26 protein-coding genes and 1 riboswitch are annotated in these 24,273 nt (G+C 46.3%); of the genes, 5 read left to right on the plus strand and 21 right to left on the minus strand.

The window, feature by feature from the left end; translation table 11 throughout:
• The first annotated feature begins 87 nt into the window (after positions 1–87).
• From J7E78_RS14350 to J7E78_RS14360, 3 genes are all read left to right on the plus strand, one after another.
• Positions 88–582, plus strand: coding sequence for a cation:proton antiporter regulatory subunit (locus tag J7E78_RS14350; protein WP_036610059.1), 495 nt, complete (start codon positions 88–90; stop codon positions 580–582).
• A gap of 4 nt (positions 583–586) precedes the next feature.
• Positions 587–1,825, plus strand: a complete 1,239-nt coding sequence (locus tag J7E78_RS14355; RefSeq protein ID WP_215076938.1) for a cation:proton antiporter — start codon at positions 587–589, stop codon at positions 1,823–1,825.
• A 112-nt stretch (positions 1,826–1,937) separates the two neighbouring features.
• Positions 1,938–2,843, plus strand: coding sequence for a YitT family protein (locus tag J7E78_RS14360; protein WP_215076939.1), 906 nt, complete (start codon positions 1,938–1,940; stop codon positions 2,841–2,843).
• Positions 2,844–3,121: 278 nt separating this feature from the next.
• Here J7E78_RS14360 and J7E78_RS14365 read toward each other — a convergent pair whose 3' ends face one another.
• The 6 genes from J7E78_RS14365 to metA all read right to left on the minus strand — a co-directional run bounded on the left by J7E78_RS14365 (position 3,122) and on the right by metA (position 10,018).
• Positions 3,122–4,135 carry a zinc-binding alcohol dehydrogenase family protein gene (locus J7E78_RS14365; protein WP_215076940.1) on the minus strand — a complete coding sequence of 338 codons (1,014 nt, stop codon included), beginning with the start codon at positions 4,133–4,135 and terminating at the stop codon, positions 3,122–3,124.
• Positions 4,132–5,109, minus strand: coding sequence for an aldo/keto reductase (locus tag J7E78_RS14370; RefSeq protein ID WP_215076941.1), 978 nt, complete (start codon positions 5,107–5,109; stop codon positions 4,132–4,134). The genes J7E78_RS14365 and J7E78_RS14370 overlap by 4 nt, the downstream gene beginning before the upstream one ends.
• Positions 5,110–5,341: 232 nt before the next feature.
• On the minus strand, positions 5,342–6,478 hold the full coding sequence (gene mqnC / locus J7E78_RS14375; protein ID WP_215076942.1) for a cyclic dehypoxanthinyl futalosine synthase: 1,137 nt from the start codon (positions 6,476–6,478) through the stop codon (positions 5,342–5,344).
• A 241-nt stretch (positions 6,479–6,719) separates the two neighbouring features.
• Positions 6,720–7,892, minus strand: a complete 1,173-nt coding sequence (locus J7E78_RS14380) for a trans-sulfuration enzyme family protein (RefSeq protein WP_215076943.1) — start codon at positions 7,890–7,892, stop codon at positions 6,720–6,722.
• A complete protein-coding gene (locus J7E78_RS14385; protein WP_215076944.1) occupies positions 7,889–9,076 on the minus strand; it encodes a PLP-dependent transferase in 1,188 nt (395 codons plus the stop codon). The genes J7E78_RS14380 and J7E78_RS14385 overlap by 4 nt, the downstream gene beginning before the upstream one ends.
• 24 nt (positions 9,077–9,100) lie before the next feature.
• The gene (gene metA / locus J7E78_RS14390) at positions 9,101–10,018 is read right to left on the minus strand and encodes a homoserine O-acetyltransferase MetA (protein ID WP_215076945.1); all 918 of its coding nucleotides are present in this window, start codon (positions 10,016–10,018) and stop codon (positions 9,101–9,103) included.
• A gap of 236 nt (positions 10,019–10,254) precedes the next feature.
• A riboswitch (SAM riboswitch) is annotated at positions 10,255–10,378 on the minus strand.
• A gap of 451 nt (positions 10,379–10,829) precedes the next feature.
• Between metA and corA the strand changes: the two genes are divergently transcribed.
• On the plus strand, positions 10,830–11,765 hold the full coding sequence (corA, locus tag J7E78_RS14395) for a magnesium/cobalt transporter CorA (RefSeq protein WP_062833460.1): 936 nt from the start codon (positions 10,830–10,832) through the stop codon (positions 11,763–11,765).
• 70 nt (positions 11,766–11,835) lie between these two features.
• Here corA and J7E78_RS14400 read toward each other — a convergent pair whose 3' ends face one another.
• The 8 genes from J7E78_RS14400 to J7E78_RS14435 all read right to left on the minus strand — a co-directional run bounded on the left by J7E78_RS14400 (position 11,836) and on the right by J7E78_RS14435 (position 19,143).
• Positions 11,836–12,837, minus strand: a complete 1,002-nt coding sequence (locus J7E78_RS14400; protein WP_215076946.1) for an HRDC domain-containing protein — start codon at positions 12,835–12,837, stop codon at positions 11,836–11,838.
• Positions 12,838–13,012: 175 nt separating this feature from the next.
• Entirely contained in the window at positions 13,013–13,891 is an 879-nt protein-coding gene (locus J7E78_RS14405; RefSeq protein ID WP_215076947.1) for an ROK family protein, read from the minus strand.
• Positions 13,892–13,963: 72 nt separating this feature from the next.
• On the minus strand, positions 13,964–14,650 hold the full coding sequence (locus tag J7E78_RS14410) for an MOSC domain-containing protein (RefSeq protein WP_215076948.1): 687 nt from the start codon (positions 14,648–14,650) through the stop codon (positions 13,964–13,966).
• A gap of 30 nt (positions 14,651–14,680) precedes the next feature.
• The gene (locus J7E78_RS14415; protein ID WP_251035055.1) at positions 14,681–15,787 is read right to left on the minus strand and encodes a phosphodiester glycosidase family protein; all 1,107 of its coding nucleotides are present in this window, start codon (positions 15,785–15,787) and stop codon (positions 14,681–14,683) included.
• 5 nt (positions 15,788–15,792) lie between these two features.
• On the minus strand, positions 15,793–16,686 hold the full coding sequence (locus tag J7E78_RS14420) for a 5'-3' exonuclease (RefSeq protein WP_017689620.1): 894 nt from the start codon (positions 16,684–16,686) through the stop codon (positions 15,793–15,795).
• 139 nt (positions 16,687–16,825) lie between these two features.
• The gene (locus J7E78_RS14425) at positions 16,826–17,191 is read right to left on the minus strand and encodes an arsenate reductase family protein (protein WP_215076950.1); all 366 of its coding nucleotides are present in this window, start codon (positions 17,189–17,191) and stop codon (positions 16,826–16,828) included.
• Positions 17,192–17,587: 396 nt separating this feature from the next.
• Positions 17,588–18,571: an RluA family pseudouridine synthase gene (locus tag J7E78_RS14430; protein WP_215076951.1), complete on the minus strand. Its 984-nt coding sequence runs from the start codon at positions 18,569–18,571 to the stop codon at positions 17,588–17,590.
• Entirely contained in the window at positions 18,568–19,143 is a 576-nt protein-coding gene (locus J7E78_RS14435) for a cob(I)yrinic acid a,c-diamide adenosyltransferase (protein WP_215076952.1), read from the minus strand. Before J7E78_RS14435 ends, J7E78_RS14430 begins: the two co-directional genes overlap by 4 nt.
• A 148-nt stretch (positions 19,144–19,291) precedes the next feature.
• Between J7E78_RS14435 and J7E78_RS14440 the strand changes: the two genes are divergently transcribed.
• Positions 19,292–19,903, plus strand: a complete 612-nt coding sequence (locus J7E78_RS14440) for a DedA family protein (protein ID WP_215076953.1) — start codon at positions 19,292–19,294, stop codon at positions 19,901–19,903.
• 84 nt (positions 19,904–19,987) lie between these two features.
• On the opposite strand, the gene J7E78_RS14445 is transcribed toward J7E78_RS14440, so the two are convergent.
• The 7 genes from J7E78_RS14445 to J7E78_RS14475 all read right to left on the minus strand — a co-directional run bounded on the left by J7E78_RS14445 (position 19,988) and on the right by J7E78_RS14475 (position 24,243).
• The gene (locus J7E78_RS14445) at positions 19,988–20,530 is read right to left on the minus strand and encodes a bifunctional adenosylcobinamide kinase/adenosylcobinamide-phosphate guanylyltransferase (RefSeq protein ID WP_017689625.1); all 543 of its coding nucleotides are present in this window, start codon (positions 20,528–20,530) and stop codon (positions 19,988–19,990) included.
• 37 nt (positions 20,531–20,567) lie between these two features.
• Positions 20,568–21,119 carry a type 2 periplasmic-binding domain-containing protein gene (locus J7E78_RS14450; protein ID WP_215076954.1) on the minus strand — a complete coding sequence of 184 codons (552 nt, stop codon included), beginning with the start codon at positions 21,117–21,119 and terminating at the stop codon, positions 20,568–20,570.
• A 168-nt stretch (positions 21,120–21,287) separates the two neighbouring features.
• Positions 21,288–21,554 carry an aspartyl-phosphate phosphatase Spo0E family protein gene (locus tag J7E78_RS14455; protein ID WP_215076955.1) on the minus strand — a complete coding sequence of 89 codons (267 nt, stop codon included), beginning with the start codon at positions 21,552–21,554 and terminating at the stop codon, positions 21,288–21,290.
• Positions 21,555–21,697: 143 nt separating this feature from the next.
• On the minus strand, positions 21,698–22,906 hold the full coding sequence (locus J7E78_RS14460; protein WP_215076956.1) for an aminotransferase class I/II-fold pyridoxal phosphate-dependent enzyme: 1,209 nt from the start codon (positions 22,904–22,906) through the stop codon (positions 21,698–21,700).
• Between the two features lie 13 nt (positions 22,907–22,919).
• On the minus strand, positions 22,920–23,420 hold the full coding sequence (locus J7E78_RS14465; protein ID WP_215076957.1) for an Lrp/AsnC family transcriptional regulator: 501 nt from the start codon (positions 23,418–23,420) through the stop codon (positions 22,920–22,922).
• A 159-nt stretch (positions 23,421–23,579) separates the two neighbouring features.
• Positions 23,580–23,975, minus strand: coding sequence for a spore coat protein (locus J7E78_RS14470; protein WP_215076958.1), 396 nt, complete (start codon positions 23,973–23,975; stop codon positions 23,580–23,582).
• Between the two features lie 31 nt (positions 23,976–24,006).
• Positions 24,007–24,243, minus strand: coding sequence for a hypothetical protein (locus J7E78_RS14475; protein ID WP_215076959.1), 237 nt, complete (start codon positions 24,241–24,243; stop codon positions 24,007–24,009).
• Positions 24,244–24,273 lie beyond the last annotated feature (30 nt).

A 24,273-nucleotide genomic window follows, 5' to 3' on the forward strand; every position in this document is an offset into this window, starting at 1 on the left:
ATGTTCCTTCGAGCAGCAGATTAATCATTTTCGGGAAATAAGCCTGTCTTCTATGGCCAGCCCCTAATTATAAGGAGGCAACAATCCATGGATGTACGCGAAACAGACTTGCCGGGAATCGGCAAAAAATTTCAGATTGAAACAAGCAGCGGTGATAAAATTGTCATTATTATCCACGATGACGGGCGCCGGGAAATGTACCACTTCGAGTATGATGATCCTGATCAAAGCATCTCGATGATCACACTTGACGATTACGAAGCACGACAGATTGCTGCTATTGTTGGCGGATTAACTTACAAACCAAAACAGCTTGAAAATATTGAAGTAACGTTTGACGACCTGATTATCGAATGGTACAAAATCGAACCATCCTTCGGAAGTATCGGCAAATCCATCGGTGAATTGGACGTACGTCAAAACTCCGGGGCAACGGTTATCGCCGTTGTAGAGAAAAATCACAAAAAACATATCAGCCCAGGTCCGGAGGTCGTTATCAGTGCAGAATCCACGGTGGTAGCCGTTGGCGAACGCAATCAGCAGAAACTGTTTAAATCCCTCCTCCTGACTGGAAGGGGGTAAATAGATGGATCATCTGATATTCGAAGTAGGTCTGGCCCTTGTGCTCATTGCGGCAGCCGGCCTTTTATCGGCAAAACTAAGATTTTCGGTCGTTCCGTTTTATATTCTGATCGGGATGGCCGTTGGGCCTCATGCCATGCACATATGGCATCTGGACTTCCGCTTTATTGAAAGTCAGCCTTTTATTGAATTTATGGGTCGGATCGGTATTCTGTTCCTTCTCTTCTACCTTGGACTTGAATTCTCGGTAGGTCGTTTAATTAAATCGGGTCGCTCTATTGCAGTTGGCGGCTCGATCTACATCGGCATTAACTTTACGCTGGGATTAATATTCGGTTTTATGTCCGGTTTCCCAGTTGCAGAAGCACTTATTATCGCAGGTATAACTACCATCTCTTCCAGTGCCATTGTGGCCAAGGTACTCGTCGATTTGAAACGAACGGCCAACCCGGAAACAGAGATGATATTGGGTATTATTATGTTCGAAGATGTATTCCTCGCTGTATATATCTCGATCTTATCCGGACTTGTGCTTAGTGACTCATCCTCCATCGGAGGCGTCATCATGTCCGCACTTATTGCTCTCGGGTTCATGCTTATCGTAATTATCCTTGGACGCAAAGCAACACCGCTACTAAACAAATTGCTTAAAATTCGATCGAATGAGCTATTCTCTCTCGTTGTATTCGGAGCCTTGTTCCTGGTAGCTGGTTTCTCTGAAACCATTCATGTTGCCGAAGCGATCGGTGCATTACTGGTTGGTCTGGTGCTTGCTGAAACAGAACATGCGAAACGGATTGAGCACTTGATTCTACCCTTCCGTGACTTCTTCGGAGCAATCTTCTTCTTCAGCTTTGGATTGTCCATTGATCCGTTATCCCTGGGTGGCGATGCCGTGTGGCTGGCTCTGATTGCAGTTGTTATTACATTGTTCGGTAACTTCCTGGCCGGTATGCTGGCCGGACGCAGTGCAGGACTATCGCCCAAAGCATCGGCCAATATCGGATTAACCATTGTGTCACGGGGTGAATTTTCCATCATCTTGGCGAACATGGGTAAAGCCGGGGGGCTGTTGCCAATGATTCAACCGTTTGCCGCGCTCTATGTCCTAATTCTAGCCATTCTGGGTCCTTTATTAACCAAAGAGTCCAAACATGTGTTCCGTTTATTGGATAAAATATTCAAGTTCAAAGATCCTCGGAAAAAGAAAGAAGAACCAAAGGTTCTGCAGAAAGAAGGATAATTCCCTATGTCTGTGCAGAACAGACATACTATCGTACTTCGCGGCTCTACGCCGACCTTTCTGTGATTAACCCAGGGGGATGGCTCGAAAGCCGCACTAAGGAGGATGACCTATGAAAGCACCTCTGATATCGGCTAATCCGGTGCCAAACACCGCCAAGACCAGGATATCGTCTACCCGCCGCTGGTTAAACCTGTTTCTCGTGATTGCGGGCGGAATTCTGGCCTCCGTGGGACTCGAATTGTTTTTACACCCCAATAAGATTATTATTGGAGGCATTACAGGCATTTCCTCACTCTTCGCCCACTGGACTGAAATGAGGATAGGATTGTTCCTATTTTTATTCAATGTTCCGTTTATATTTCTGTCTTACAAGATTGTGCAGAAGAAATTTGTACTGGTTACTGTTCTAGGTCTGGTTGTCTTTTCGATCGGTGCCATTGTGCTTCATCCCATGCCGCCACTTGTAGAGCATCCGCTGGCTGCCGCCATGTTTGGCGGATTATGCCTCGGACTCGGAATCGGGCTCGTCGTGCGGTATGGTGGGACACTGGATACGCTGGAAATCGGTGATCCGTCTTCCCGCCCACCTGAACGTGTATTTAGCGGAAAACGGATGCTTATCGAAAAAATAATCATGCTGCTTAACTTGTTGATACTGACAGCCGCTGGTGTTGTCTTTGGCTGGGACCAAGCGATGTATTCCGTAATCGCCTACCTTATTGCTTATGAGATGGTGTACATTGCGTTCAGGGGCTTCTCTTCCAAACGCAAAGTATGCATTTTGACCACACAAAGCTCTCAAGTTGAAAAAGCTGTACGCAAACGGCTGCGCCGTGAACCTGGAACGCTGGAAGCCACTTCTGGCTCAACACAACTCGCGATGGCTGAAGGATGGATCAGGCAGATCCCGGGTGCACTTTATTATGAGGTACATGTGCTGGAGATGATCTGGTTGAAGTCCATTGTGCGTCACATTGATCCACATGCAGGCATTGTGACAAATCCAGAAAAATAATAGCTCATGTAAGTTGAACTAAAGATATTTACACTGACACTACGATGACAGAACAACCTTCCAATCGCTGTTATCCCCAGATTTTTTCGATTCCCTTTTTTGAAGGGGAAAATCCGGGGATAAAGGCGAACGCTTCGCTTTTTCAGGTTTTTTCTGTCCTCTTCGTTATCGTGTAATTTTAATTCAACTTACAAAAAACGCTCTCTTCCCCTATGGATGGACAGTATTGTCCAACAAGGTCAGAAAGCGTTTTTTTCTGTTATCAGACTTACTTGTTATTATAGCTCAACGATGGCTTTGACTACATGTGAATCTGGCAATAACCATTGATCTATTGCAGTAGGTAACTCATTAAATTCCACTCGGTGTGTGATATACCCATCCATGCTTAATTTCTTTTGACGCAAGGTCGACAGGACTTGTTCAAAATCTTCACGGGTTGCGTTTCGACTGCCCAGGATGCTCATCTCCCGCTTGTGAAATTCGGGGTCATGAAAGGTAATATCTGCTTTCACCAGTCCCACAAAAATGAGTTGACCACTATGCGCAACATATTGAAGCGCCTCATTCATGGAATTCACATTACCGGTTGCATCAAAGACAGCTGTAGCATAGTCACCTCCCGTAATTTTAGCCACTTGTTGTACAGTATGTTCATTGGCCTGTACCAAGTCATCCGCTCCAGCCCAAGTCCGGCTAAGCTCCAGCCTGTCCAAGTTACGGTCAACGGCAATAACACGGGCACCTGCCTGTTTGGCAAATGCCATCACACCCAATCCAATCGGTCCAGCTCCAATTACAACCACATGCTCACCAGGCTTAATTCCGGCTCTCCTGACGGCATGGGCTCCAATGCTTAATGGCTCTACCATTGCTGTCTCATCCAGTGTCAAACCTTCTGCTGAGAGCAAATGTGACACAGGCACGCTAATTTTTTCTCTCATGCCTCCGTCTACGTGCACACCCATGACTTGCATGGACGCACAACAATTGGTTTTTCCACTGCGACATGCAATACAGTGACCGCAGTGCAGATACGGAATAATACTTACCTGATCACCAGGCTGTAACCCAGCCTCGTTTGGACCGATTTCTTCAATAACAGCAGCAAGTTCATGACCCAGAACACGAGGATAGGTAAAGAATGGCTGGTTGCCTTTGTACGCATGCAGATCCGTTCCACAGATCCCAATCCGCCGAATGGCAACCAACGCCTCTCCTTCTGCTCGTTCTGGTTGAGGCAGGTCCTGGAGCTTCAATTGATCTATTTCTTCACATACAATGGCTCTCATCGTTGTTCCCCCTTGGATGCTTCTGCTGTCGTGTTGCTTGGCTTCGTATTATATTCAGGTCGTCCGCTTGACCACGTCTCGTTATGCAATGGAGCAAGAATGCGTAGCACTTCATCCAGCAGACTCTGATCTATCGGTTCTTCTATCCAGGCTGCATTATTGAGGATATTGCGCTGGCTGGCACTGCTCACCAGTGTTGTCGGAATTCGTCCATTCGACGTGGAGAATTGCACGGCCAGCTTGGCAATGTCACTGCCTTGTTCTGCACAGAAGCGGGCAGCCTTCAGGCAGAGCTGTTTCACCCGATCATCTGCCGGATGCCAGGCAGGAGCCCCTCGGGTACTCAACAAGCCCATAGAAAGAGGCGAAGCATTGACGAGGCCAATTTCTTTTTTTTCCAACAGGGGCAATAACGATAATAATGAGGTATCATTCAATGAATAATGACAATACGAGATGATCGCATCCGCATCGATCTGTGGCAGAACCTTCTCGAACAACGGTATGGGCAATCCACAAATGCCCGCATGTCGTATAACTCCCTGCTCTTTCAGACGCTGCAACGTTGGAAAGGCTTCTTCGATAATAATCTCTGCTGGCACAAATTCAATATCATGCAGGAACAGAATGTCGATATAGTCTGTATGCAGTCGATCCAGGCTCTCTTGCACGCTATCCAGAATCCGCTGACGTGAAAAATCAAACTCATTTTCCCCATACCGTCCGGCTTTGGTTGATAACATATATGAACTGCGCGGCAAGCTGCGGATGGCTTCACCCAACACTGTCTCCGCCTTTGTCAGCCCGTAGTAAGGCGAAACGTCTATGTAATTCATTCCGGCATCTACAGCAGCATGTACAGTACGAATTCCCTCGTCCCGGTCAATGTCCCGAAATACAGAGCCAAGTGAGGATGCTCCAAAGCTCAATACAGGAACGTCCAGTTCTGTCTTTCCAAGTGTTCTTCTCTTCATTGGTTTGCCCCTTCCAGCGTGTCTGACTACACAAGTTCCCTTTCATTGTAACAGTTCAATTTCAATATAAAATATCGGCAATTGCGTAATATGTACTGTTTGATGACCTCGAACCGCAGGAAGAAATTAAAAAGCCCGCCGTCTCTCCAAACGGAGTAGTCAGCGGGCTTAGCTTCATAAATACTTATCAAACGATCAGCAGTTATGGGAATAGTATTCAAAATAATCAGGATTAGTTCTGCATTACGAAATCTTCATGCACGGAATTCTCTTCGTCGAACATGCGCACAATCTCGTATCGAGTGTTACGTTGTGCCGGAATATAACCCGACTCTCGAATTAAACGCAGAATGGATTCAATGTTAACTTTGTAAGTTGCACCAGCAGCAGATACAACATTCTCTTCAATCATCGTGCTACCGAAGTCATTACAGCCAAATTCAAGCGACTTCTTGCCGATCTCAGGACCCATGGTTACCCAGGAGGATTGAATGTTCTTGATATTATCCAGTACCAGTCGGCTGATGGCTACAGTCTTCAAGTACTCTTCCGGAGTCTGACGCTCCAGCTTAAGGTTGGTATTATCTGGCTGGAAAGTCCAAGGAATGAACGCCAGGAAACCTTCGGAATCATACTTGTTCGCAATACATTCGTCCTGAGCTTCACGTACGCGGAGCAAGTGTAATGCACGCTCTTCCATTGATTCACCAAGGCCGATAACCATCGTTGCCGTAGTGTTCATGCCGATACGGTGTGCAGTTTGCATAACGTCCATCCAATCCCGCCATGAACCTTTCAAGCGGCTAATCTTCCGACGTGTGCGGTCATCCAGAATTTCAGCGCCGCCGCCAGGCAAGGAATCCAGTCCAGCTTCGTGAATGGCACGGACAACCTCTTCCAATGTAAGACCATCGGATACTTCAACCATTTTCATAATCTCCGCTGGGGAGAAAGAGTGCATCGTGATGTTCGGGAAACGCTCTTTGATGGCTTTCAACAGGTCTGTATAATAGCTGAAAGGCAAGTTTGGATTCGTTCCACCTTGCATCAAAATCTCGGTACCATTCACATCTTCCGTTTCCTGAATCTTCTGGAAAATGACTTCGTCCGGAAGCACATAACCTTCATCCGAACCAGGTCTGCGGTAGAAAGCACAAAAACGGCAGTACACATCACACACGTTCGTGTAGTTGACGTTACGCCCAATTACAAATGTTCTGTATGGTTCAGGGTGCATACGTTTCATAATGACATTAGCAGCTGCCCCGATTTTGTCCACTTCATTGGATTCAAATAGCTGAATCGTGTCTTCCAAGTCCAAACGTTCGCCCCGAAGGGCTTTATCTAAGATACGGTCTACCGTACTCATCGTAAAAAAGCCTCCCTCATGAAGAGAAATGATATAACGATCCGTCCCAACTTGTTCAAGAGAAGCAAGTTCTGGTGGCAACATCGCATTTCTGTACTCCACATATCGTAACACAGGTTACATGTGAAAAAAAGCACCTTATGTACAGGTGCTTTAAAAATAAGTAAAAATTTTTACATATGGAATGGAATTTATTCGAACTTAAGTGATACGCATCGGCGTATTCTGGCATCCACTTTTGCTAGGATTCCTGAAGTGCTTGCTCCAAATCTACAATCAGATCTTCGATATCTTCCAGACCTACGGAAAAGCGTAGCAACCCATCTGTAATGCCACGGTCACGGCGAACCTCAGCTGGCATTGCCGCATGAGACATCATCGCCGGGTAGGATAAAATACTCTCCACAGCTCCCAAACTTACAGCAACTATAGGTAGCTTCACCCGGTTAAGAACTGCTTTTGCGCGATCTCCTGAACCGACATCAAATGAAACGACAGCTCCATACCCTGTTGACTGGCGCTCATGTGCCTCGCGGCCCGGATGATTCTCCAGTCCAGGATAAAAGACAGCGGTAATATCACTGCGCTCATTAAGCCATGCCGCAAGTTTAGCTGTGCTCCGTTCACTATGAGCCATGCGAGCCCCCAAGGTTTTCATCCCGCGCATCAGAAGCCAGGATTCTTGTGCCCCAAGTACAGTTCCGAGTCCATTTTGCAACTGTTTCAGTTGTACGCCAAGTGATTCCGTGCGAGCAACAGCTAACCCTGCCAGCACATCACTGTGACCACCGAGAAACTTCGTAGCACTATGTACGACGATGTCCACACCAAGCTCAATTGGACGCTGATAGTACGGTGTCATAAAGGTGTTATCCAGAATCGTGATCAGGTCATGTTCCTTCGACCAGTCAGTTACGGCAGCGATATCCGTAATTCGCAGTGTAGGGTTGGACGGTGTTTCCATATAAACTGCCTTGGTGTTTGGCTTGAGTGCCGCTTTTACTTCATCTATATTGGTCATGTCTACAAAGGTTGTCTCGATCTGCATACGGCTTAATATGGAAGTAAGCAAACGATACGTACCTCCATATACGTCTTCCGTTACAATCATGTGATCTCCTGCCGAGAACATCATGAACACACTGGAGATCGCAGCCATTCCCGATGAATAGGCGAATCCTCGTGCGCCGCCCTCCAACAATGTGATGTAATCTTCCAAAGCCTGACGTGTCGGATTACCCGAACGACTGTAATCATGTTGAGGCGGATTGAAGATATCAAAATGATGGAAGGTTGATGCTTGGTAGATCGGTACACTGGAGGCTCCAGTCGTTTTGTCAATCTCATCGCCAAAATGGAGCAACTTGGTATCAAATTTCAACTCGGAATTGGGCTTGTTGCTGGACTCACTCATGAGTGCACACCTCCTTCAACTTCCTGCTGTGCAGCTGTCAGAGCATTGCCGAGATCTGCAATCAGATCATCCGCATGTTCAATGCCTACGGAGAAGCGGAGCAGACGGTCATCCACACCTACGGCTTCACGAATTTCAAGCGGTATATCCGCATGAGTCTGTACTGCCGGATAAGTCATGAGTGATTCGACTCCGCCGAGACTTTCGGCAAAAGCAATGAGTTTGATATGACGCAGCAACGGCTCAACATAACGTGCATCCTTTACTTTGAAAGAGAAGATACCTGTGTTACCCGTGGATTGTTTGTTCTGTATCTCATACCCCGGATGATCGGATAGGCCTGGATGATACACTTCAACCACCGCAGGGTGCTCAAGCAAGTATTTGGCAATAGTAAGTGCATTGTGCTCATGACGCTCCATGCGAAGAGCCAGCGTTTTCATACCTTTCATCAACTGGTACGAGTCACTTGGAGACAATACCGCTCCAATGGAATTATGCAGGAACGCCATCTCTGCAGATAACGCCTCACCTTTGGTAATGATTAGTCCGGCCAGCACATCATTGTGTCCGCCCAAATATTTAGTAGCGCTATGAATGATAATATCGGCACCCAGTTCAATCGGACGTTGGAAAAATGGAGTCAGCAATGTGTTGTCAACAATGGTCAACAGGTTGTAACCTTTCGCCCAGGAAGCAACGGCTTCCACATCGGTGATCATCATCAATGGATTGGTTGGTGTCTCAATAAATACAGCTTTTGTATTCGGCTGACGAACCTTCTCCAGTGCTGCAAGGTCATTCGTGTCCACATAACTTGCAGTTACGCCGAAACGGGACAAGATGCGTTCAAGCAGACGATAGGTTCCACCATACAGATCCAGCGATACAATCAGATGATCGCCTTGACCAAACATGGCAAAGATCGTTTGCAGCGCGGCCATTCCCGAGCTACAGGCAAACCCTGCATCACCGGACTCCAGCGCTGCGGCGGCTTCTTCCAGTACTTTACGGGTTGGATTAGTCGTACGAATATAATCAAACCCCGTGCTTTGTCCAAGCTTCGGGTGGCGAAACGCAGTGGATTGATAGATCGGAAAGTTAATGGCGCCTGTTACCGGTTCATTGATGGACCCAATTTGTGCTAAGCGGCTTTCGATTTTCAACTTGTTGTTGTCTTCCATTGCTGCATCCTCCTGTAATCTCGATTAGATTTGCGGGCCAATATCGTAAGGTGTTTCTTGATACACATAGTAATTGAGCCAATTAGAGAATAATAAGTTGGCATGAGCGCGCCAAGTAGCCGGTGGCACACGGGAAGGATCGTCATTCGGATAATAATGTCTGGGCAATGCGATATCCAACCCTTTGGCTACATCCCGATCATACTCCCACTTTAATGAGAACGGGTCATACTCGGCATGTCCTGTGGCAAAAATCTGTTTGCCGTCTTTGGTCGCAACCAGGAAGATCCCCGCTTCCTCGGATTCAGCCAAAATCTCTAAATTCTCATTCTTTTCAATATCTTCGCGTCTCACTTCCGTATGACGGGAATGTGGAACGTTGAATACTTCATCGAATCCACGCAACAACGGAACATGTGGTTTATTAATGGTATGTGGGAAAACGCCAAAACACTTTTCATCTAATGGTACTTTCGGTACATCAAAATGATGGTATAAACCTGCCTGTGAAGCCCAACATATGTGGAGGGTTGAAGTTACATTGGTTTTGGTCCATTCGAAGATCTCCTGGATTTCATTCCAATAGTTCACGTCTTCAAAATCCATCTGTTCCACCGGGGCACCCGTAATAATCATTCCATCGAAACGGCGGTGTTCAATCTCATCGAAGGTTTTATAGAACAGATCCAAATACTCCTGAGACGTATTCTTCGACGTATGGGATTTGGGATGTACGAGAACGACATCCACCTGAATAGGCGTGTTTCCCACCAGACGAAGCAATTGTGTTTCGGTCGTTTCCTTTGTAGGCATCAGGTTTAATATAGCGATACGGAGTGGACGAATATCCTGCTGATATGCAGAAGTTTCATCCATGACGAAGATATTCTCTCCTTCAAGTACTTCTTTTGCTGGTAGAGTATCGGGTATTTTGATTGGCATGGTAAGTCTAACTCCTCCTTGTGCATAGATAGATGCAGCCAACCCTGGCTTGATGTCTTCACATCAAAACAGTTATAGACTGCCTTGAACTTGTAAAAACATTGAATTGCTCTTTCATCCAACGTTACAAACAACCTCAAGTTCCTTAGCGAAAATCACTGCTGAGAAGTCGGGGCATATGACAAAGACCTTCCTCGGATTTCGAGAAAGGTCATATGTAAAATAGATATGCGCCTCTCTCATCTCTCAGTTACAACAGTGCCACTTGACACTTAGTCGCTGCAAGAATTAGCACCGTGCGGTATACCGCCGGTTGCCGGGTTTCATCGGGCCAGTCCCTCCACCTACTCTTGATAAGATTTCGCTGTATTAGATTGTAATTTAATATGGTTCACCGTCTACTTTATTACATTAATGCCCTCACGTCAAGATGCAGTTCGATGTCTGCTTCCCAGATCGGAACCGTTCATCATCCGTTGTCATACACTGCCTCAGGGCGCGAAATAGACACATTTTTGCGCTTGAAAGCACCTTGTACCAGCGGTATACTAAACAAGGTGTTATAACCCCTTATGTGAGAGGTGACATATTAAATGGATGGCGACCCGAGGCCTGACTGGCAGCCGAATTCCGACAAACTGCATAGAGAATTGACATCAGCATGCCGGCAGCGGGACGTGACTTCCGTGTGATTATATAGTGAACGCAGCCCTGATCTCCAGGCTCCGCTGCCGACCGGCTGATTTGTTCTTTTTGCGCCCATAATGATAATATCCGCCAAGTTGGCGGGTGCAGAAGGAGTAGATTAACGATGAAAATCCGGTTGGTAAACAACGGTGTATTTATTCCGGTGGACGACATTCAGCAGGCGCTGACTCCACCAGCGGAAGGATTTTACTGGATTGATGCAGACGTAGACGATTTGGCGGTACTTCAGCCGCTGTTCTTGATGCATGATCTGGCTGTGGAAGACTGTCTTAGTGACGAAGAACAACGTCCGAAGATTGAAATTTATGAGAACCATTATTTTATTGTGATTAATAGTATCCGTTTCGATGATGAAGAGATATTTCTACGTGCGGTCAACTTATTCCTCGGCAGACATTTCATTATTAGTGTTACCAAGCAAAAGGTCAGCGAATTACGTACACTGAAACCAATCCTGTGGGAACAGGAAATCAGTACACCGGATCGTCTGCTGTATTTGCTGGTTGACTTGATTGTTGATAATTATTTCACCGTAGGTGACCGAATTGAAGCACGGATTGAGAAGCTTGAGGAAGACATTCTGATGCACACCAAAAAGTCACATCTGAATGAAATCATCGGGCTACGCAGTGAGATTCTGTGGCTGAAAAAAGTCCTTGGACCTCAGAAAGAGGTCATTAACACACTGAACAAAAAAGATCTGCGTCTCATCGATGATCAACTTCAAAAGTATTTTAGTGACATTTATGAGAATGCCGTAAAAATATCTGAAACCTTTGAGACATACCGCGACCTGATGGGCAACTTGCGAGAAGCCTACCAATCCAGTATTGCGAACCGGGCGAATGAGATCATGCGTGTATTTACCGCCATTACCACGGTCTTCATGCCGCTGACGGTCATTACCGGTATATACGGCATGAACTTTACGAATATGCCAGAGCTTAATTGGAAATACAGCTATTTTGTTGTGATTGGTCTGATGGTTACCCTGGGCCTGAGCATGTTCTTCATTTTCCGCAAGAAAGACTGGGTATGAACTCGTATGAAATAACAAAGACGAAGCGCTCCTCGGGGAGAAACGCCTCGTCTTTTTTTATTTCCGATCATTAACCAACATGCTGCTCTGTCTCTGCGTGCCGACGAAAGCGGATTCGAATCATGCGCAGTCTTTCATAGACCTGCTCCAGACTTCCTCCATCAGGTTTCTCTCCTCCATACACCTTATGTAATACTGGCTTCAGGAACGTATCTCCCAGCTCCTCATACGCACTCCATACGGCCTCTTGTTCGTTCTCTGGCATCACGGCCAGCTCCACATCAAGAAGACAATCGGTGTCATAACCTTCGTGATCCAGTGCCTCTAACAGCTCAACCAACTCGCGTCGGGATAATCCGGATCGATTAACAATCTCCTCTAATGTATACCCTTCCTTCATACCTTCAAGCACCTGCTTGCGCGTGGTGAACTTATCAAGTTCCTGCTTGTACTTCTGCTCTCTCTGCTTGTATAACCAACTCTCGTACTCTTCTTCCTTCAGAGCCGTGTATACCCAGTCCAGCGGGAATGTCGTTGAACGCTCCAACCCGTTTGTAATCTCCATCCATTCCGTACCATACTCAGTCGCTTTGCTCTCTCCTACGCCCGGCAATTGCATCAGTTCATCCAGGGATTGCGGAACAAAGGCACTGATCAAACGCAGCAGACGATTCGTTGCAATAAAATACGGTGCCTTCCGGTCAGACACAGCTCTCTTCCTGCGCCATGTGCACAGATCCGTATATAATTGCTCATTGCCGTATAACTCACTGTAACAATGGAGCCGCTGTCCACCATAACTGCGTGACTTCAGATCATCATTCTCATGAAATAACCCCTGCAACTGCGGTCGGTACCCCTCACTCATCTGTATGGCAAGCTGATGACGGTAAATATGAAGCAGCTCCTCCCAAGAAGTTCCTTCATACCAGATGCTGTCCTCACGCTCTCCTTCCTCGTAGCGGCTCCATCCCAGTTGCCAACCATCTTCCTCTTCCCCAATCCATAGCTGTGCATACTCTGCATTCTGATCTGACATTCTGGACAATCTGTTCATGAAAATGACTTCCATTTTCGTTCCCTCCCTTTGAATATTCAGCTTATACGAGTTAAAGATGCTACCTACAGGCAGCACAAAAAACACCCCTCCTGCAAAATCCATGCAAGAGAGGTGCTTCCCCATTAACCGTGCTATGCTGTTGCCCATATCATACCACAATGGTAAAATTCGTCAATCCCTTAATGATCTACTTATTCAATGCCAATTTGGCAAGCGCCAGCGAACCACATAGACCCGCATTGTCACCAAGTCCAGGTGAAACAACATACTGGTCAATGTCGGATTGAAGTGCCGGATGCTGAACGTATCCAGCCAGCAACTCCTGCAGTTTGCTACGAACCATCGGGAACAGGTGCTCCTGCTTCATTACTCCGCCACCCATGACGATTTTCTGCGGAGAGAGAATGAGAACATAATTCATCAGTGCGTGTGCCAGGTAATGTGCTTCGATCTCCCAAGCTTTATGATCTGCAGGCAGTTCATAAGCCGGTTGCTCCCAACGTTTGTTAATGGCTGGGCCAGCTGCAAGACCTTCAAGGCAGTCACCATGATACGGACAAAAACCTTCGTATGTATCCTCCGGATGTTTGCGTACAATGATATGTCCCATCTCTGGATGTGACAATCCATGGACCATTTTACCGCCAACCACAGCACCTGCACCAATACCTGTACCCACAGTGATATACAGACAGCTCTCAAGACCTTGTGCAGCGCCCCAGGTTGCCTCTCCAAGTGCCGCACCATTCACATCCGTATCAAATGTCATCGGTACATCAAAATGCTCCTTGAGCTTACCAATCACGTTATACTGTCCCCAATGTGGTTTTGGTGTTGTTGTGATATATCCATATGTTGGGCTTCCTTCAATCGGATCAATCGGACCGAATGAACCCACACCCAGAGCTTCAATGCCTTTGCCTTCAAAAAATGAAATCACTTGAGCCATGGTCTCTTCCGGTGTTGTTGTTGGAAAACTTACGCGTTCCAGAACTTCTCCGTTTTCCGTGCCAATACCACATACAAATTTGGTCCCGCCTGCTTCAATTGCGCCTAAGATCGTCATGTTAGTCACACTCCCAAGTTAGTTTAAAAAGGAATTCGGATTGCTTTACTTGATGACACTCTAATTATCCTGCTACTTGTTCTCCAGCTTGGACAATCGTTTCATTAACGTTTGCCTCCAGCTGTCTGACAGCGCAGGAATGGCCAGCAACGCCTGAATACCATCGACATTTTCTTTCCCTTGATGCATAATTCGATTGGCTTCTAGAACCGTCATTGAGGCTGGATCGGTGCTGATCCGTCGAAATATCGATGAAGGCCCTACCTCACCTTCTTGCAGTACACGAAAGTAAAAGCCGGTATATCCACTCTCCTGAAAATAAACAGGCAACTCCTTATAATCATACCTCGCACCCAGCTTGAAGCAAGGTTGTCTGGGCTGACTGACCTGTACCTTGGCTTCGCCCAACTCGTACACATCACCAATCCGGACGTCTTCTTCGGCACAGCCTTCAACTGTCAGATTTTCTCCACAAGCTCCCCAATCCAGCTTGCGATCCATCAGTTGTTCGAGCACCGGATAACGACTGTAATCGTATACACAAACGGCTTTGTCAGGACCGCCATGATGCACCAGATCCGCCTGCGCGTCCCCTGTCATCCCAGTGAATGACAGGAAAATCGCGTCGGATACAGGATGTTTCACAATGCCGCTCAGCACTTCACGCTTCTGCCCAGGGAGCGGCTGCGGCAGTCCTACATTAATGGCCAGAACACCTGTATTGCCCTCCCCTGGCTTTCGATTCGATGTGAGTGTCATTTGCGTCATACCTCCCATAATCACTTTCTTTTAACGCACAGAGCCGCCAAATACCAGTGTATTACTCAAGAGCCGGCCTGGTGAAGTCAGCATTTTGCCCCCGGCATACATACCCGAGGAAGCACCGCCATCCAGATTCATGGCCTGCTTCGCACCAAGCTTCTGCATCACCGCTGCCCACTCCTTGATTGTTGCTCCGGAAACGGTAGCCAGCATAACAGAACCGTCCGCCATGATCGCAATACCACTTCTGGCTCCGGAAGCATTAAGAATCTTGGCATCCTTGAAACCTTCGCTCGTTGGATTTACAGCTACTTTGCCGTCTTTCACCAGACGGGGTCCTGCTCCCACAGCGGTCACTACATCTTGCCAAGGAATCTCTTTACCTGCTGCGTTAGTATATCTGTAATTCATTTCTACGGTTGAACCTACTGTGAAACGGTCCGAAGAAGACTTTTGATTGCCTGTAAAGACTAATACTGAGCCATTCTTAGGAATCGCTACATTTGTATTGGGCACTTTTTTGGTCACGATACCTTTCTCCATGACAACCGCAGTGCCACCTTTGAACCCGACTGTAGCACCTCGTTCAGGCGTATACAGCATTGATATGCTCGCGTTCGCTGAAGGTGTTCGATTAATAAAAGTTGCATACCAACTGCGTGATTTGCCTTTTGTATCCGTTACTTTACCTGTCAAACTCACCTGAAGTGAATCCATGATTGCTGAGCCGTCTTCCTTAAATCCGATGGATGTTCCGTATCTTCCAATATGTATGACCTTGCCATTTGCTATTAACATGCCATATGGATCCGGTGCTCCGTTATATGCTTCAAAAAATGCTCCGTTAATGGCTGCTTGTGCGCCATAGGCTTTTACAATCGACGGCAGTGTTGCCGTCTGGCCAACTTGTTTCTTCGCGAGTCCCACGGTAACCGGTGTTCCCTTTGGAATCGAAACGGTCTGTACGGTGAAATTACGTCCTGCTGCTTTTACTTTCTGTACTTTGGTGCTGATTGCTGCTTTGGCATCCACTGTCTGTGGGGCACTTACTGCTCCCGAAAGAATTACGGGCAAGGCCAGGACGAGGGCCATAGCCCCTGTCCACCACTTTTTGCCTGTTCGTACGTTCTGCATGTTGCTCACCCTATTGCCACTCCCATCCAAGAGCCAAGGCTCTTCATCTCAAGTTGTTCAAACTTGTCCATCACCATATCCGGATCAAGACGCAATTCACAGATATCCAGCGCACAGGCAACCGGAACAGCACAATGAATCTCTGCCAGTTTGCGGGACAGATGAAGCATGTCCAGATCATTCTCAATCTTGTTACGCACCGAAGGGGTCAGTTTATCCATGTTGCTCAAAATCCCTTCAATGGAGCCGTATTCCTGTACAAGCTTCAACGCTGTTTTCTCACCAATTCCCCGTACTCCGGGATAATTGTCGCTGGCATCTCCCATCAGACCCTTCATGTCAATGACTTGACGAGGTGTAAGTTGTTTCTCGGCCATGAGCGTTTCAGGGTTGTACACCATGTAGTTGCCATGGCCTTTTTTCATAATAATGATACTCGTGCGGTCATTAATCAGTTGTAGCATGTCATGGTCACCCGTCAGTACCATTACATTCATATCGGTCTCTTCGGTGTAATACTTAGCAAGCGTTCCGATGCAATCGTCGGCTTCGAAGCCTTGTGCACCTATATTCGGAATACCCAGGCTATCCATCACTTCACGGATCAGGGCAAACTGGGGAATCAGGTCATCCGGAGCTTCGGCCCGGTTGCCTTTGTAGGCTGCATATTCTTCACCGCGGAACGTCTTACCGCCCATATCCCAACAACATACGACATGACTTGGCCCAAAAGTCTGAACCGCATCCCAGAAATAACGGATAAATCCGTAGACTGCGTTGGTAGGCAATCCTGCCTTTGTACGTCTGATATATCCGCTTGCAGATGTCGCATAAAAAGCACGGAACAACACCGCCATACCGTCTACCAGCAACAAAGTAGGTTCATTACGTTGATTCACTTGAATTTGTTCTCTCCTATCTAAATCTAGCATATAAAATATCGAAACTAATTCTATCATTATAGCATAGTTCCGCCAACCATCGTTCAGCCAAAAAAGCCCTGAATTTCGAACAATTCAAGGCTGATATTCAGCGCGTTTATGCGTTATTCCATTCCTGCTCGTACGTTTCTTCCTTGAATCCAACCGTCACCTTTTCCCCATCCGTAACGATCGGACGTTTGATTAGACGACCATTGGAAGCCAGTAAACGAATCTGTTCATCAGCGGACATGCCCGGAAGCTTGTCCTTCAGTTGTTGTTCTTTGTACACTTCCCCACTCGTATTAAAGAACTTTTTCACTTCCAGTCCGCTCTTTTGGATGAGTTCTGTTAGTTCAGGTTCGGATGGCGGTGAGTCAAAAATAGGGATTAACTCCAGCTCATGTCCTTGAGCTTCAAGCCATTTTACAGCTTTGCGGCATGTGCCGCATTTGGCATATTGATATACTTTTAAGTTACTCATGGTATGTGTTCCTCCTGTGGCTCCGGTTTCGACTTCTCGCTTCCCTTGGTTTGCTTCGCAAATCCAAAAGTCGCTCCAAATCGATACCATCGCCATGTAATTTTACTGACTTTGGCGAATGAGATTAAAACACACATTCGCTATATTTTTTGGGTCAAAATCTTACAGCTTTTATATCCTTAAAAGCTTTTGAGATTTGAATTCTTGAAATATTTAACATGAAATGGGTAAACATCAATACATTAAACCATAAAGATTAGCCTACGGCATACTGTTCGGGTGCAGGAAGCATCCCTCACAAGGATTAGCAAACAGCATTGAACCCCAAACAGGACGGGCCTTGCACAAGCTACCGCAAAGGGTTCATATCTTAGGGAAGTGCTCCGACGCTCTCTCTTAGAGCATCTCCCTTGGAGCTGCCTCATCATTCAAACGCTTCTCTAGCGCAGCCATATCTGCTGGAAAAGGGGCCTCGAATGTCATAACTTCCTGTAGAATGGGATGTTCGAACGTCAATTCACAAGCGTGTAATGCCTGACGTTCGATCCAGCTGTCCCGTCCTTCCCGAACAGCCATGGTCTGCTCATCAATTTCATGCACAGATAGTGTCTTGTACATTCGATCACCGATCAATGGGCAACCGATGGACGTCATATGTACCCTGATCTGATGGGTTCTGCCACTTTCCAGCTTGAGGCTTATCGCACTGGCGCTGCCCCCTGACCACCGTGTTACGGTCGTGTATAGCGTTCTTGCAGCGTAACCATCAGGTGTTACGATTCGGCGGTGTGGCTCTTCAGGATCGCGGTCAATCGGTCCATCCACAGACCCATGTTCCGGGACAGGGCTGCCGTGCACAAGTGCAATATATTTCTTGTCCACTGTTCCAGCAATCATCTGTTCAGAGACATGCTGATGCACATAAGGATTCTTGGCTATCGCCAGCACTCCTGACGTCTCCTGATCAAGCCGATGAATCGGTCTGAACCGGAAGCGCTCGCCCTTGGTTTTCCAGTAATGAACAACGCCATTCGCCAAAGTACCCGTGTAATGTCCATGTGTCGGATGAACGATGATGCCCGCATCCTTGTTGACAATAAGCAAGTGCTCGTCTTCATACAGAACGGTAAAGGGAATAGGTTCAGGCAAAATATCATCCGATTCCTCTTGCTCCATCCGAACTTCAACGACATCGCCCGCAGTTACCTTGACGCTAATGTATACACGTTCTCCATTAAGCATGACACCTTGCTCGGTCAGCTTGATTTTGGACAAAAGTTTACGCGATACCAGCAGACGGCGCTGAAGCACGGTCTTCAGCAGCCAGCCATCTTCTTGTTCGGTCACCGTGTAGACAATCGGCGAATAATATTGGCTCATTCTTTGCGGCGGAAGACTTTTTTGCTCCGCACATATTCAATATCCGCCACCTGTTGTCTCGCGTTGGCCGTCCGTGCAACCACAAAGAAGTAATCAGACAGTCGGTTTAAGTACCGTCGTACAGACGGGTTAATGTCCGTATGTTGTCCGAGTGTAACCGTGCGACGCTCTGCACGACGACATACAGTACGGCACACATGAAGAGCAGAGGACAACTGACTGCCACCAGGAATAATGAACCGTTCCACTTTTGGATTCTCTGCATCATACTGGTCGATCCATTGTTCCAGACGTGTGACCATATCATCTCTCACCTTATATTTGGTCTCACTAATCTTCACAAAGGCCAGATCCGACCCGCAATCAAACAATTCTTGCTGAACTTCCAGCAGATGTTCACGCAGATCTTCGAATTCGCCTTGAGCAGAGTCAATAAGGCTGATCGCCTGGCCTACAAAACAGTTCAATTCATCAATCGTGCCATAAGCCTCAACCCGGTCATCATCCTTGATGACGCGTCCACCGATGACCGAAGTCTGTCCTTCGTCACCTGTTCGTGTATATATGCCCATCGTTATCCCTCCAATTGGTAATATAATAATGAATACGGGAATGCCATTTTTTCAGAAACCCCTCTATCGCTTTACACGTATATAAGAATTGGTGTGCTCTGCCGAGTATACGACAAATCGAAGGAAACCAAAAGTAAAGGAGACGATTATGCAAAACTGGATAACCGATTTCATGGAACAATACGGTTACATAGGCATTGCACTCATTATTGCTCTTGAGAACGTATTTCCTCCGATTCCATCCGAAATCATCTTGCCGTTTGGCGGTTTCATGACAACCTATACTAGTCTCACTCTTCCAGGTGTTATTATCGCCGCAACCATTGGCTCCGTCCTTGGTGCTGTGATGCTGTATGGTATTGGTCTACTCATTGACGTCGAACGCCTTGAGAAACTTGTGGAACGCTGGGGACATGTTCTGCGCATCAAAAAGGAGGATATTCACCGTGTCGATGCATGGTTTGACAAATATGGCATGTGGACCGTATTATTCTGCCGAATGGTTCCCCTCGTCCGTAGTCTGATCTCCATTCCCGCAGGCATGTCCAATATGAAATTTGGTTTATTCCTTCTCTTTACAACCATTGGTACATTGATCTGGAATGTCATTCTTGTCTGCGTTGGTGCTGCGCTTGGCGCATCATGGGAGAGCATTTTGCACTTTATGGACGTCTATTCCATTGTAGTGTACGTCATTCTGGCCATCATTGTCATCGGATGTATCATCTGGTGGATCAGACGTGGCAAAAAGCAGAAATAAAAAGAATAGATTAATTAATAAAGCCTCCTCGCCACCAATTCGTGGTTAAGGAGGCTTCTTTACTTCACCCGTTATGTCATCTCACTATCGTTCATCTTCATTTCTCATGCCCTGACTCTTCAGATCAATAGCCAGACCAGATACCAGCAAGTACATCTTTTCAGCATGTATCTGCAGCATCCGGTTAACCGAAGCCATTCTCGCTGTAAATATTCGTTCTTCCTCGGTAGGATGCAATGTGCCATGCATTTCATTGGTAATCACAAGTAACTTCCCCTGATAAGACAATAACGCATCAAGCAAAAGCTGTGTCTCTGAACGCTGATGGTCCAGATCCTCTGTTGCCCTGAAACCGGCAGCCATCCAGGAGGTCAGACTGTCTACAATTACAATTCGCTGATCCGCCAAAAACAGATTGGATTCCCGATTAATCTGGGTGATCACCTCTGTCAGATGCTGACCGTTCCCGGCATGAATGGCACGATAATGAGCGGATGGCAATTCGGGAATAACGGGATCATGATCACCGGTGGATAAATATACACCCTCCCGGCTAATCCCGGCTGCGTACTTGAGGGCAAACCGGGTTTTACCACTACCTATGCCTCCTGTGACCGTAATCAGCAATCCGCTTCCCTCCTTCCATAGCCATTCTGAATTTTCTTTACTCTGTCAGCGCCTTCAGCACTTTTTTGGATTCTTCGACATTGGAAGATGACACTGGAATAGTGGCGAACAAATTACTCGCAGCATATTCTACATCTTTAAACATTTTCATATCTTCAAGTGGAATTCCGTAAAGATGTGATTCTTGCTTGAGATCTGAACCTCCATCTCCTTCACCTTTCTCTACCAATACTCCACCCTCAAATACACCACGTTCATACTTCTTGGGATCAAAGGTATCATCCAGCGGAACATTGGTGCCATTACTTCCGTATTGTTTCATGTCGGACTCAGGCAATATGAAGATATCATGACCTCCAGCCGCATATTCTACCATAATTTTCTGGATATCATACATTGCACTGGTAATCACTTCAACCTTGGGTTCCTCACCCAGTTTCTGTTGCAAATTGGCCTGTAACTGTTCTGAGATTCCAGATGGATTTCCTTGGTTATCAATGATGAATATGGAAAAACCATCTTTACCTCCACAACCAGCAAGCAGAAAAACGATAGAAATGATTGCAGTAAGCCCCCAAAATCTCTTCATTCCAGTTCCCCCTTTAGTCTCCTATGTCCAATATATCACAATTGTTCCACGCAAAAAAATAACCTGTTTTATTGGGGGATTCCCCTTGCTTTACGCACAAAAAAGAAGACCTTCTCAGGTCTCCCTTTCTAACTTCAATTAATGAAACGTTTCAATCCAGCAAAAAGGTTATTTTCCTTTAATCGGGTTAGCCTTCATATATTCATTAATCTTTAAATCCAGCAAACTGCTGATCTCAATTACAATATCGGATGTGAATGATTTCTCTTCGAGGAAGATCTGTTCCATCTTGCGACGAAGCATATGAATTTCATCTTCCAAGGAAATGTAATGCAAAGATGCGTTATCGGGTTTCACCGACCATCGGTCGCCATGATCGCCTTCTGCCAGATAGTGCCCACGATTCGTCGGTAAATCATATTCAACACAAAACAAAGCCAACCCCTCCTTGGAAAAATGGTTTCCAAATATATGAAAACTTATTTCAAATTGAAATTATATCACATTATTTTGTAAAAGAAAGTTATTTTTTCCCGATGATAACAATGTCATATTTGTAAAAAGATTCTACATTTGTATTAACCCTCTTTTTTCACCTTGTAAACAAAGTTTCCGATTCGTTCCAAAGCTTCATTTAATTGGGTTACAGAAGTAGCATAAGAACAACGCAAGAAGCCTTCACCCTGAGGGCCAAAAACAGTGCCGGGAACAGCAGCAACTTTATTCTCCGTTAACAATCGCTCAGCAAACAGGTCGGAACTCATACCCGTCTTTTGAATGCTCGGGAATGCATAGAATGCTCCCTGGGGTTCATGACAATCGAGTCCAATATCCCTGAATCCCTGCACAATCAAACGTCTACGCTGATTATATGATTCTACCATCCGATCTTTCTCACCCAAACCATTCGTCAACGCCTCAAGTGCAGCAACCTGCCCCATAGCCGGCGCACACATTACCGTATACTGATGGATTTTGAGCATGGCTGCAATAAGCTCAGGATGACCACACATGTAACCAATCCGCCAGCCTGTCATTGCAAAAGCCTTCGAAAATCCGCTTACCAGAATGGTCCGCTCCTTCATGTCAGGAATAGCTGCAAAGCTAACATGTTTTTGCGTATACGTCAATTCAGCGTAAATTTCATCCGCGATCACAATCAAATCATGCTTTTTAATCACTTCAGCAATAGGCAGCCACTCTTCATACGTCATGATGGCTCCAGTGGGATTACTCGGATAACACAGAATAACCACTTTCGACTTCGGTGTGATGCCAGCTTCAAGTGCTTCGGCCGTTAACTTGAACTGATCTTTCGCGTAGGTTTCAACACCAACCGGTATACCTCCACCGATTGAAGCGATTGGTGAATAAGCCACGTACGAAGGCTCAGGAATGAGAATCTCGTCGCCAGGTACAATTAAGGCTCGCAAAGCCAGGTCAATCGCTTCACTGCCACCCACGGTAACAATAATCTCATCCTTGGGATCGTATTTGGTATCAAACTGAGTATCCAGATATTCACTGATGGCTTCTCTCAACTTCGGCATACCTGCGTTGGATGTGTAGCTGGTCATACCTCTTTCCAGCGAGTATACACAAGCTTCACGCATATGCCAAGGGGTAACAAAATCAGGTTCACCCACACCTAATGTGATAATATCCTTGTTGTCTCCAACCAGATCAAAAAATTTACGAATACCGGATGGAGGTATCTGCTGCACGAGGGGTGCCAGATAAGATGTCATTTTCTTGTTGTTCCCGGTTGTCTGTTCATTCACTATCATGACACATCTTCCTTTACGGCGAGATCATCAGACGGTTGTCTTCCTGATGGTCTTCAAAGATAATCCCGTCCTGCTTATATTTTTTAAGAATAAAATTCGTTTTGGTTGAAAGTACAGAGTCTATCGGAGACAGTTTCTCCGACACAAAATTAGCGACTTCACGCAGGTTGCCACCTTCCACTTCAACGAGCAGATCGTATGCACCGGACATGAGATATACGGACTTCACTTGCGGATAGAGATAAATGCGTTCGGCAATCCCTTCAAAGCCACGACCACGCTCCGGCGTGATCTGCACCTCAATCAGGGCAGTTACTTTCTCATCATCTATTTTGCTCCAGTTCACGACGGTTGCGTATTTAACGATGACGTGGTCTTGTTCAAGCTGAGCCACGGCGTTCTTGACCTTGTCTTCCGACTCCCCCAGCAGCGTCGACAGCAGTGCGGGAGTCCTTCTCGCATCTTCCTTCAGCAGATCCAGAACTTTTAATTGCAGATCGTTCAAATCTTTCATGTTTTCCCTCCAGCGTCATCCAGGTTCCTGAAAATGAATTAATACTTATATTACATGAATTTGACGTTGATGCATAGACAAAAGACCGCCTGCCCTGAATTCAGGCAAGCGGTGGTATGGTCCTGGAACAATAGGTGCTTCAAACCTCTTTTACATAGGTTACATGTAATAAGGGTTACCGTAATTCGGTTGATGCTGAGGCACATTAGGAGCTTGGCTATATGAACTGTTCTGCGTATTCTTTTCCTGAATGAATTGCTGACACTTTTGTTGGGTCTGGTGGGCGGACTGAATTTGCTTGTCCACATCCTGACGAAGTGCCTTGGACGAGACAGAATACATGTTGTTTTGCTGCATCAGATTGAACAGTTCCCCTTGTAATCTTAGGGTATCGTTCGTCAGGTCTGTGAACATTCGACGAGTCATGGGGCAGGAAGCTTCCGTTGTCGCAGTTGTATATTCGCGCGAGGTTCGTCTTAAATCTGCAAGAATCGACTTCAGCAGATCCTGCTCCTGCATAAAAGCGCCATTAGATGATGAAGATTGAGAATACATGCGTTTTCCTCCTATACAGTTAGAGTTGTCTTCAATTACTGACTTGCGCCGGTGCAAGAGACTGATGTTGCTGCAGCGCATTGACAAGCGTGTTCAGATGCTGTTCATGTGAGCGAACATAGTGATTCAGAGCTTGTTGAATTTGTGGATTATGTGTGATGGAAGCTGTGGCTGCACACTGCTTAATCAGCAGTTCTTCATTGGCGATCGAGTCCGCAATGTAGTTCAATTCCTTGGGACTCAGCGCTTGCATAGTATGATTCTGCATGGTTCGATGGCCTCCTCGGCGTAAAGTTTA

The organism is Paenibacillus polymyxa (assembly GCF_018614975.1).
GTDB lineage: Bacteria > Bacillota > Bacilli > Paenibacillales > Paenibacillaceae > Paenibacillus > Paenibacillus polymyxa_E.

What these genes read in the sequence shown, in the direction of transcription:
- J7E78_RS14350 (WP_036610059.1), top strand. Translation starts at nt 88, where the DNA reads ATGGATGTACGCGAAACAGACTTGCCGGGAATCGGCAAAAAATTTCAG.
- J7E78_RS14355 (WP_215076938.1), top strand. Translation starts at nt 587, where the DNA reads ATGGATCATCTGATATTCGAAGTAGGTCTGGCCCTTGTGCTCATTGCG.
- J7E78_RS14360 (WP_215076939.1), top strand. Translation starts at nt 1,938, where the DNA reads ATGAAAGCACCTCTGATATCGGCTAATCCGGTGCCAAACACCGCCAAG.
- J7E78_RS14365 (WP_215076940.1), bottom strand. Translation starts at nt 4,135, where the DNA reads ATGAGAGCCATTGTATGTGAAGAAATAGATCAATTGAAGCTCCAGGAC.
- J7E78_RS14370 (WP_215076941.1), bottom strand. Translation starts at nt 5,109, where the DNA reads ATGAAGAGAAGAACACTTGGAAAGACAGAACTGGACGTTCCTGTATTG.
- mqnC (WP_215076942.1), bottom strand. Translation starts at nt 6,478, where the DNA reads ATGAGTACGGTAGACCGTATCTTAGATAAAGCCCTTCGGGGCGAACGT.
- J7E78_RS14380 (WP_215076943.1), bottom strand. Translation starts at nt 7,892, where the DNA reads ATGAGTGAGTCCAGCAACAAGCCCAATTCCGAGTTGAAATTTGATACC.
- J7E78_RS14385 (WP_215076944.1), bottom strand. Translation starts at nt 9,076, where the DNA reads ATGGAAGACAACAACAAGTTGAAAATCGAAAGCCGCTTAGCACAAATT.
- metA (WP_215076945.1), bottom strand. Translation starts at nt 10,018, where the DNA reads ATGCCAATCAAAATACCCGATACTCTACCAGCAAAAGAAGTACTTGAA.
- corA (WP_062833460.1), top strand. Translation starts at nt 10,830, where the DNA reads ATGAAAATCCGGTTGGTAAACAACGGTGTATTTATTCCGGTGGACGAC.
- J7E78_RS14400 (WP_215076946.1), bottom strand. Translation starts at nt 12,837, where the DNA reads ATGGAAGTCATTTTCATGAACAGATTGTCCAGAATGTCAGATCAGAAT.
- J7E78_RS14405 (WP_215076947.1), bottom strand. Translation starts at nt 13,891, where the DNA reads ATGACGATCTTAGGCGCAATTGAAGCAGGCGGGACCAAATTTGTATGT.
- J7E78_RS14410 (WP_215076948.1), bottom strand. Translation starts at nt 14,650, where the DNA reads ATGACACTCACATCGAATCGAAAGCCAGGGGAGGGCAATACAGGTGTT.
- J7E78_RS14415 (WP_251035055.1), bottom strand. Translation starts at nt 15,787, where the DNA reads ATGCAGAACGTACGAACAGGCAAAAAGTGGTGGACAGGGGCTATGGCC.
- J7E78_RS14425 (WP_215076950.1), bottom strand. Translation starts at nt 17,191, where the DNA reads ATGAGTAACTTAAAAGTATATCAATATGCCAAATGCGGCACATGCCGC.
- J7E78_RS14430 (WP_215076951.1), bottom strand. Translation starts at nt 18,571, where the DNA reads ATGAGCCAATATTATTCGCCGATTGTCTACACGGTGACCGAACAAGAA.
- J7E78_RS14435 (WP_215076952.1), bottom strand. Translation starts at nt 19,143, where the DNA reads ATGGGCATATATACACGAACAGGTGACGAAGGACAGACTTCGGTCATC.
- J7E78_RS14440 (WP_215076953.1), top strand. Translation starts at nt 19,292, where the DNA reads ATGCAAAACTGGATAACCGATTTCATGGAACAATACGGTTACATAGGC.
- J7E78_RS14450 (WP_215076954.1), bottom strand. Translation starts at nt 21,119, where the DNA reads ATGAAGAGATTTTGGGGGCTTACTGCAATCATTTCTATCGTTTTTCTG.
- J7E78_RS14460 (WP_215076956.1), bottom strand. Translation starts at nt 22,906, where the DNA reads ATGATAGTGAATGAACAGACAACCGGGAACAACAAGAAAATGACATCT.
- J7E78_RS14465 (WP_215076957.1), bottom strand. Translation starts at nt 23,420, where the DNA reads ATGAAAGATTTGAACGATCTGCAATTAAAAGTTCTGGATCTGCTGAAG.
- J7E78_RS14470 (WP_215076958.1), bottom strand. Translation starts at nt 23,975, where the DNA reads ATGTATTCTCAATCTTCATCATCTAATGGCGCTTTTATGCAGGAGCAG.
- J7E78_RS14475 (WP_215076959.1), bottom strand. Translation starts at nt 24,243, where the DNA reads ATGCAGAATCATACTATGCAAGCGCTGAGTCCCAAGGAATTGAACTAC.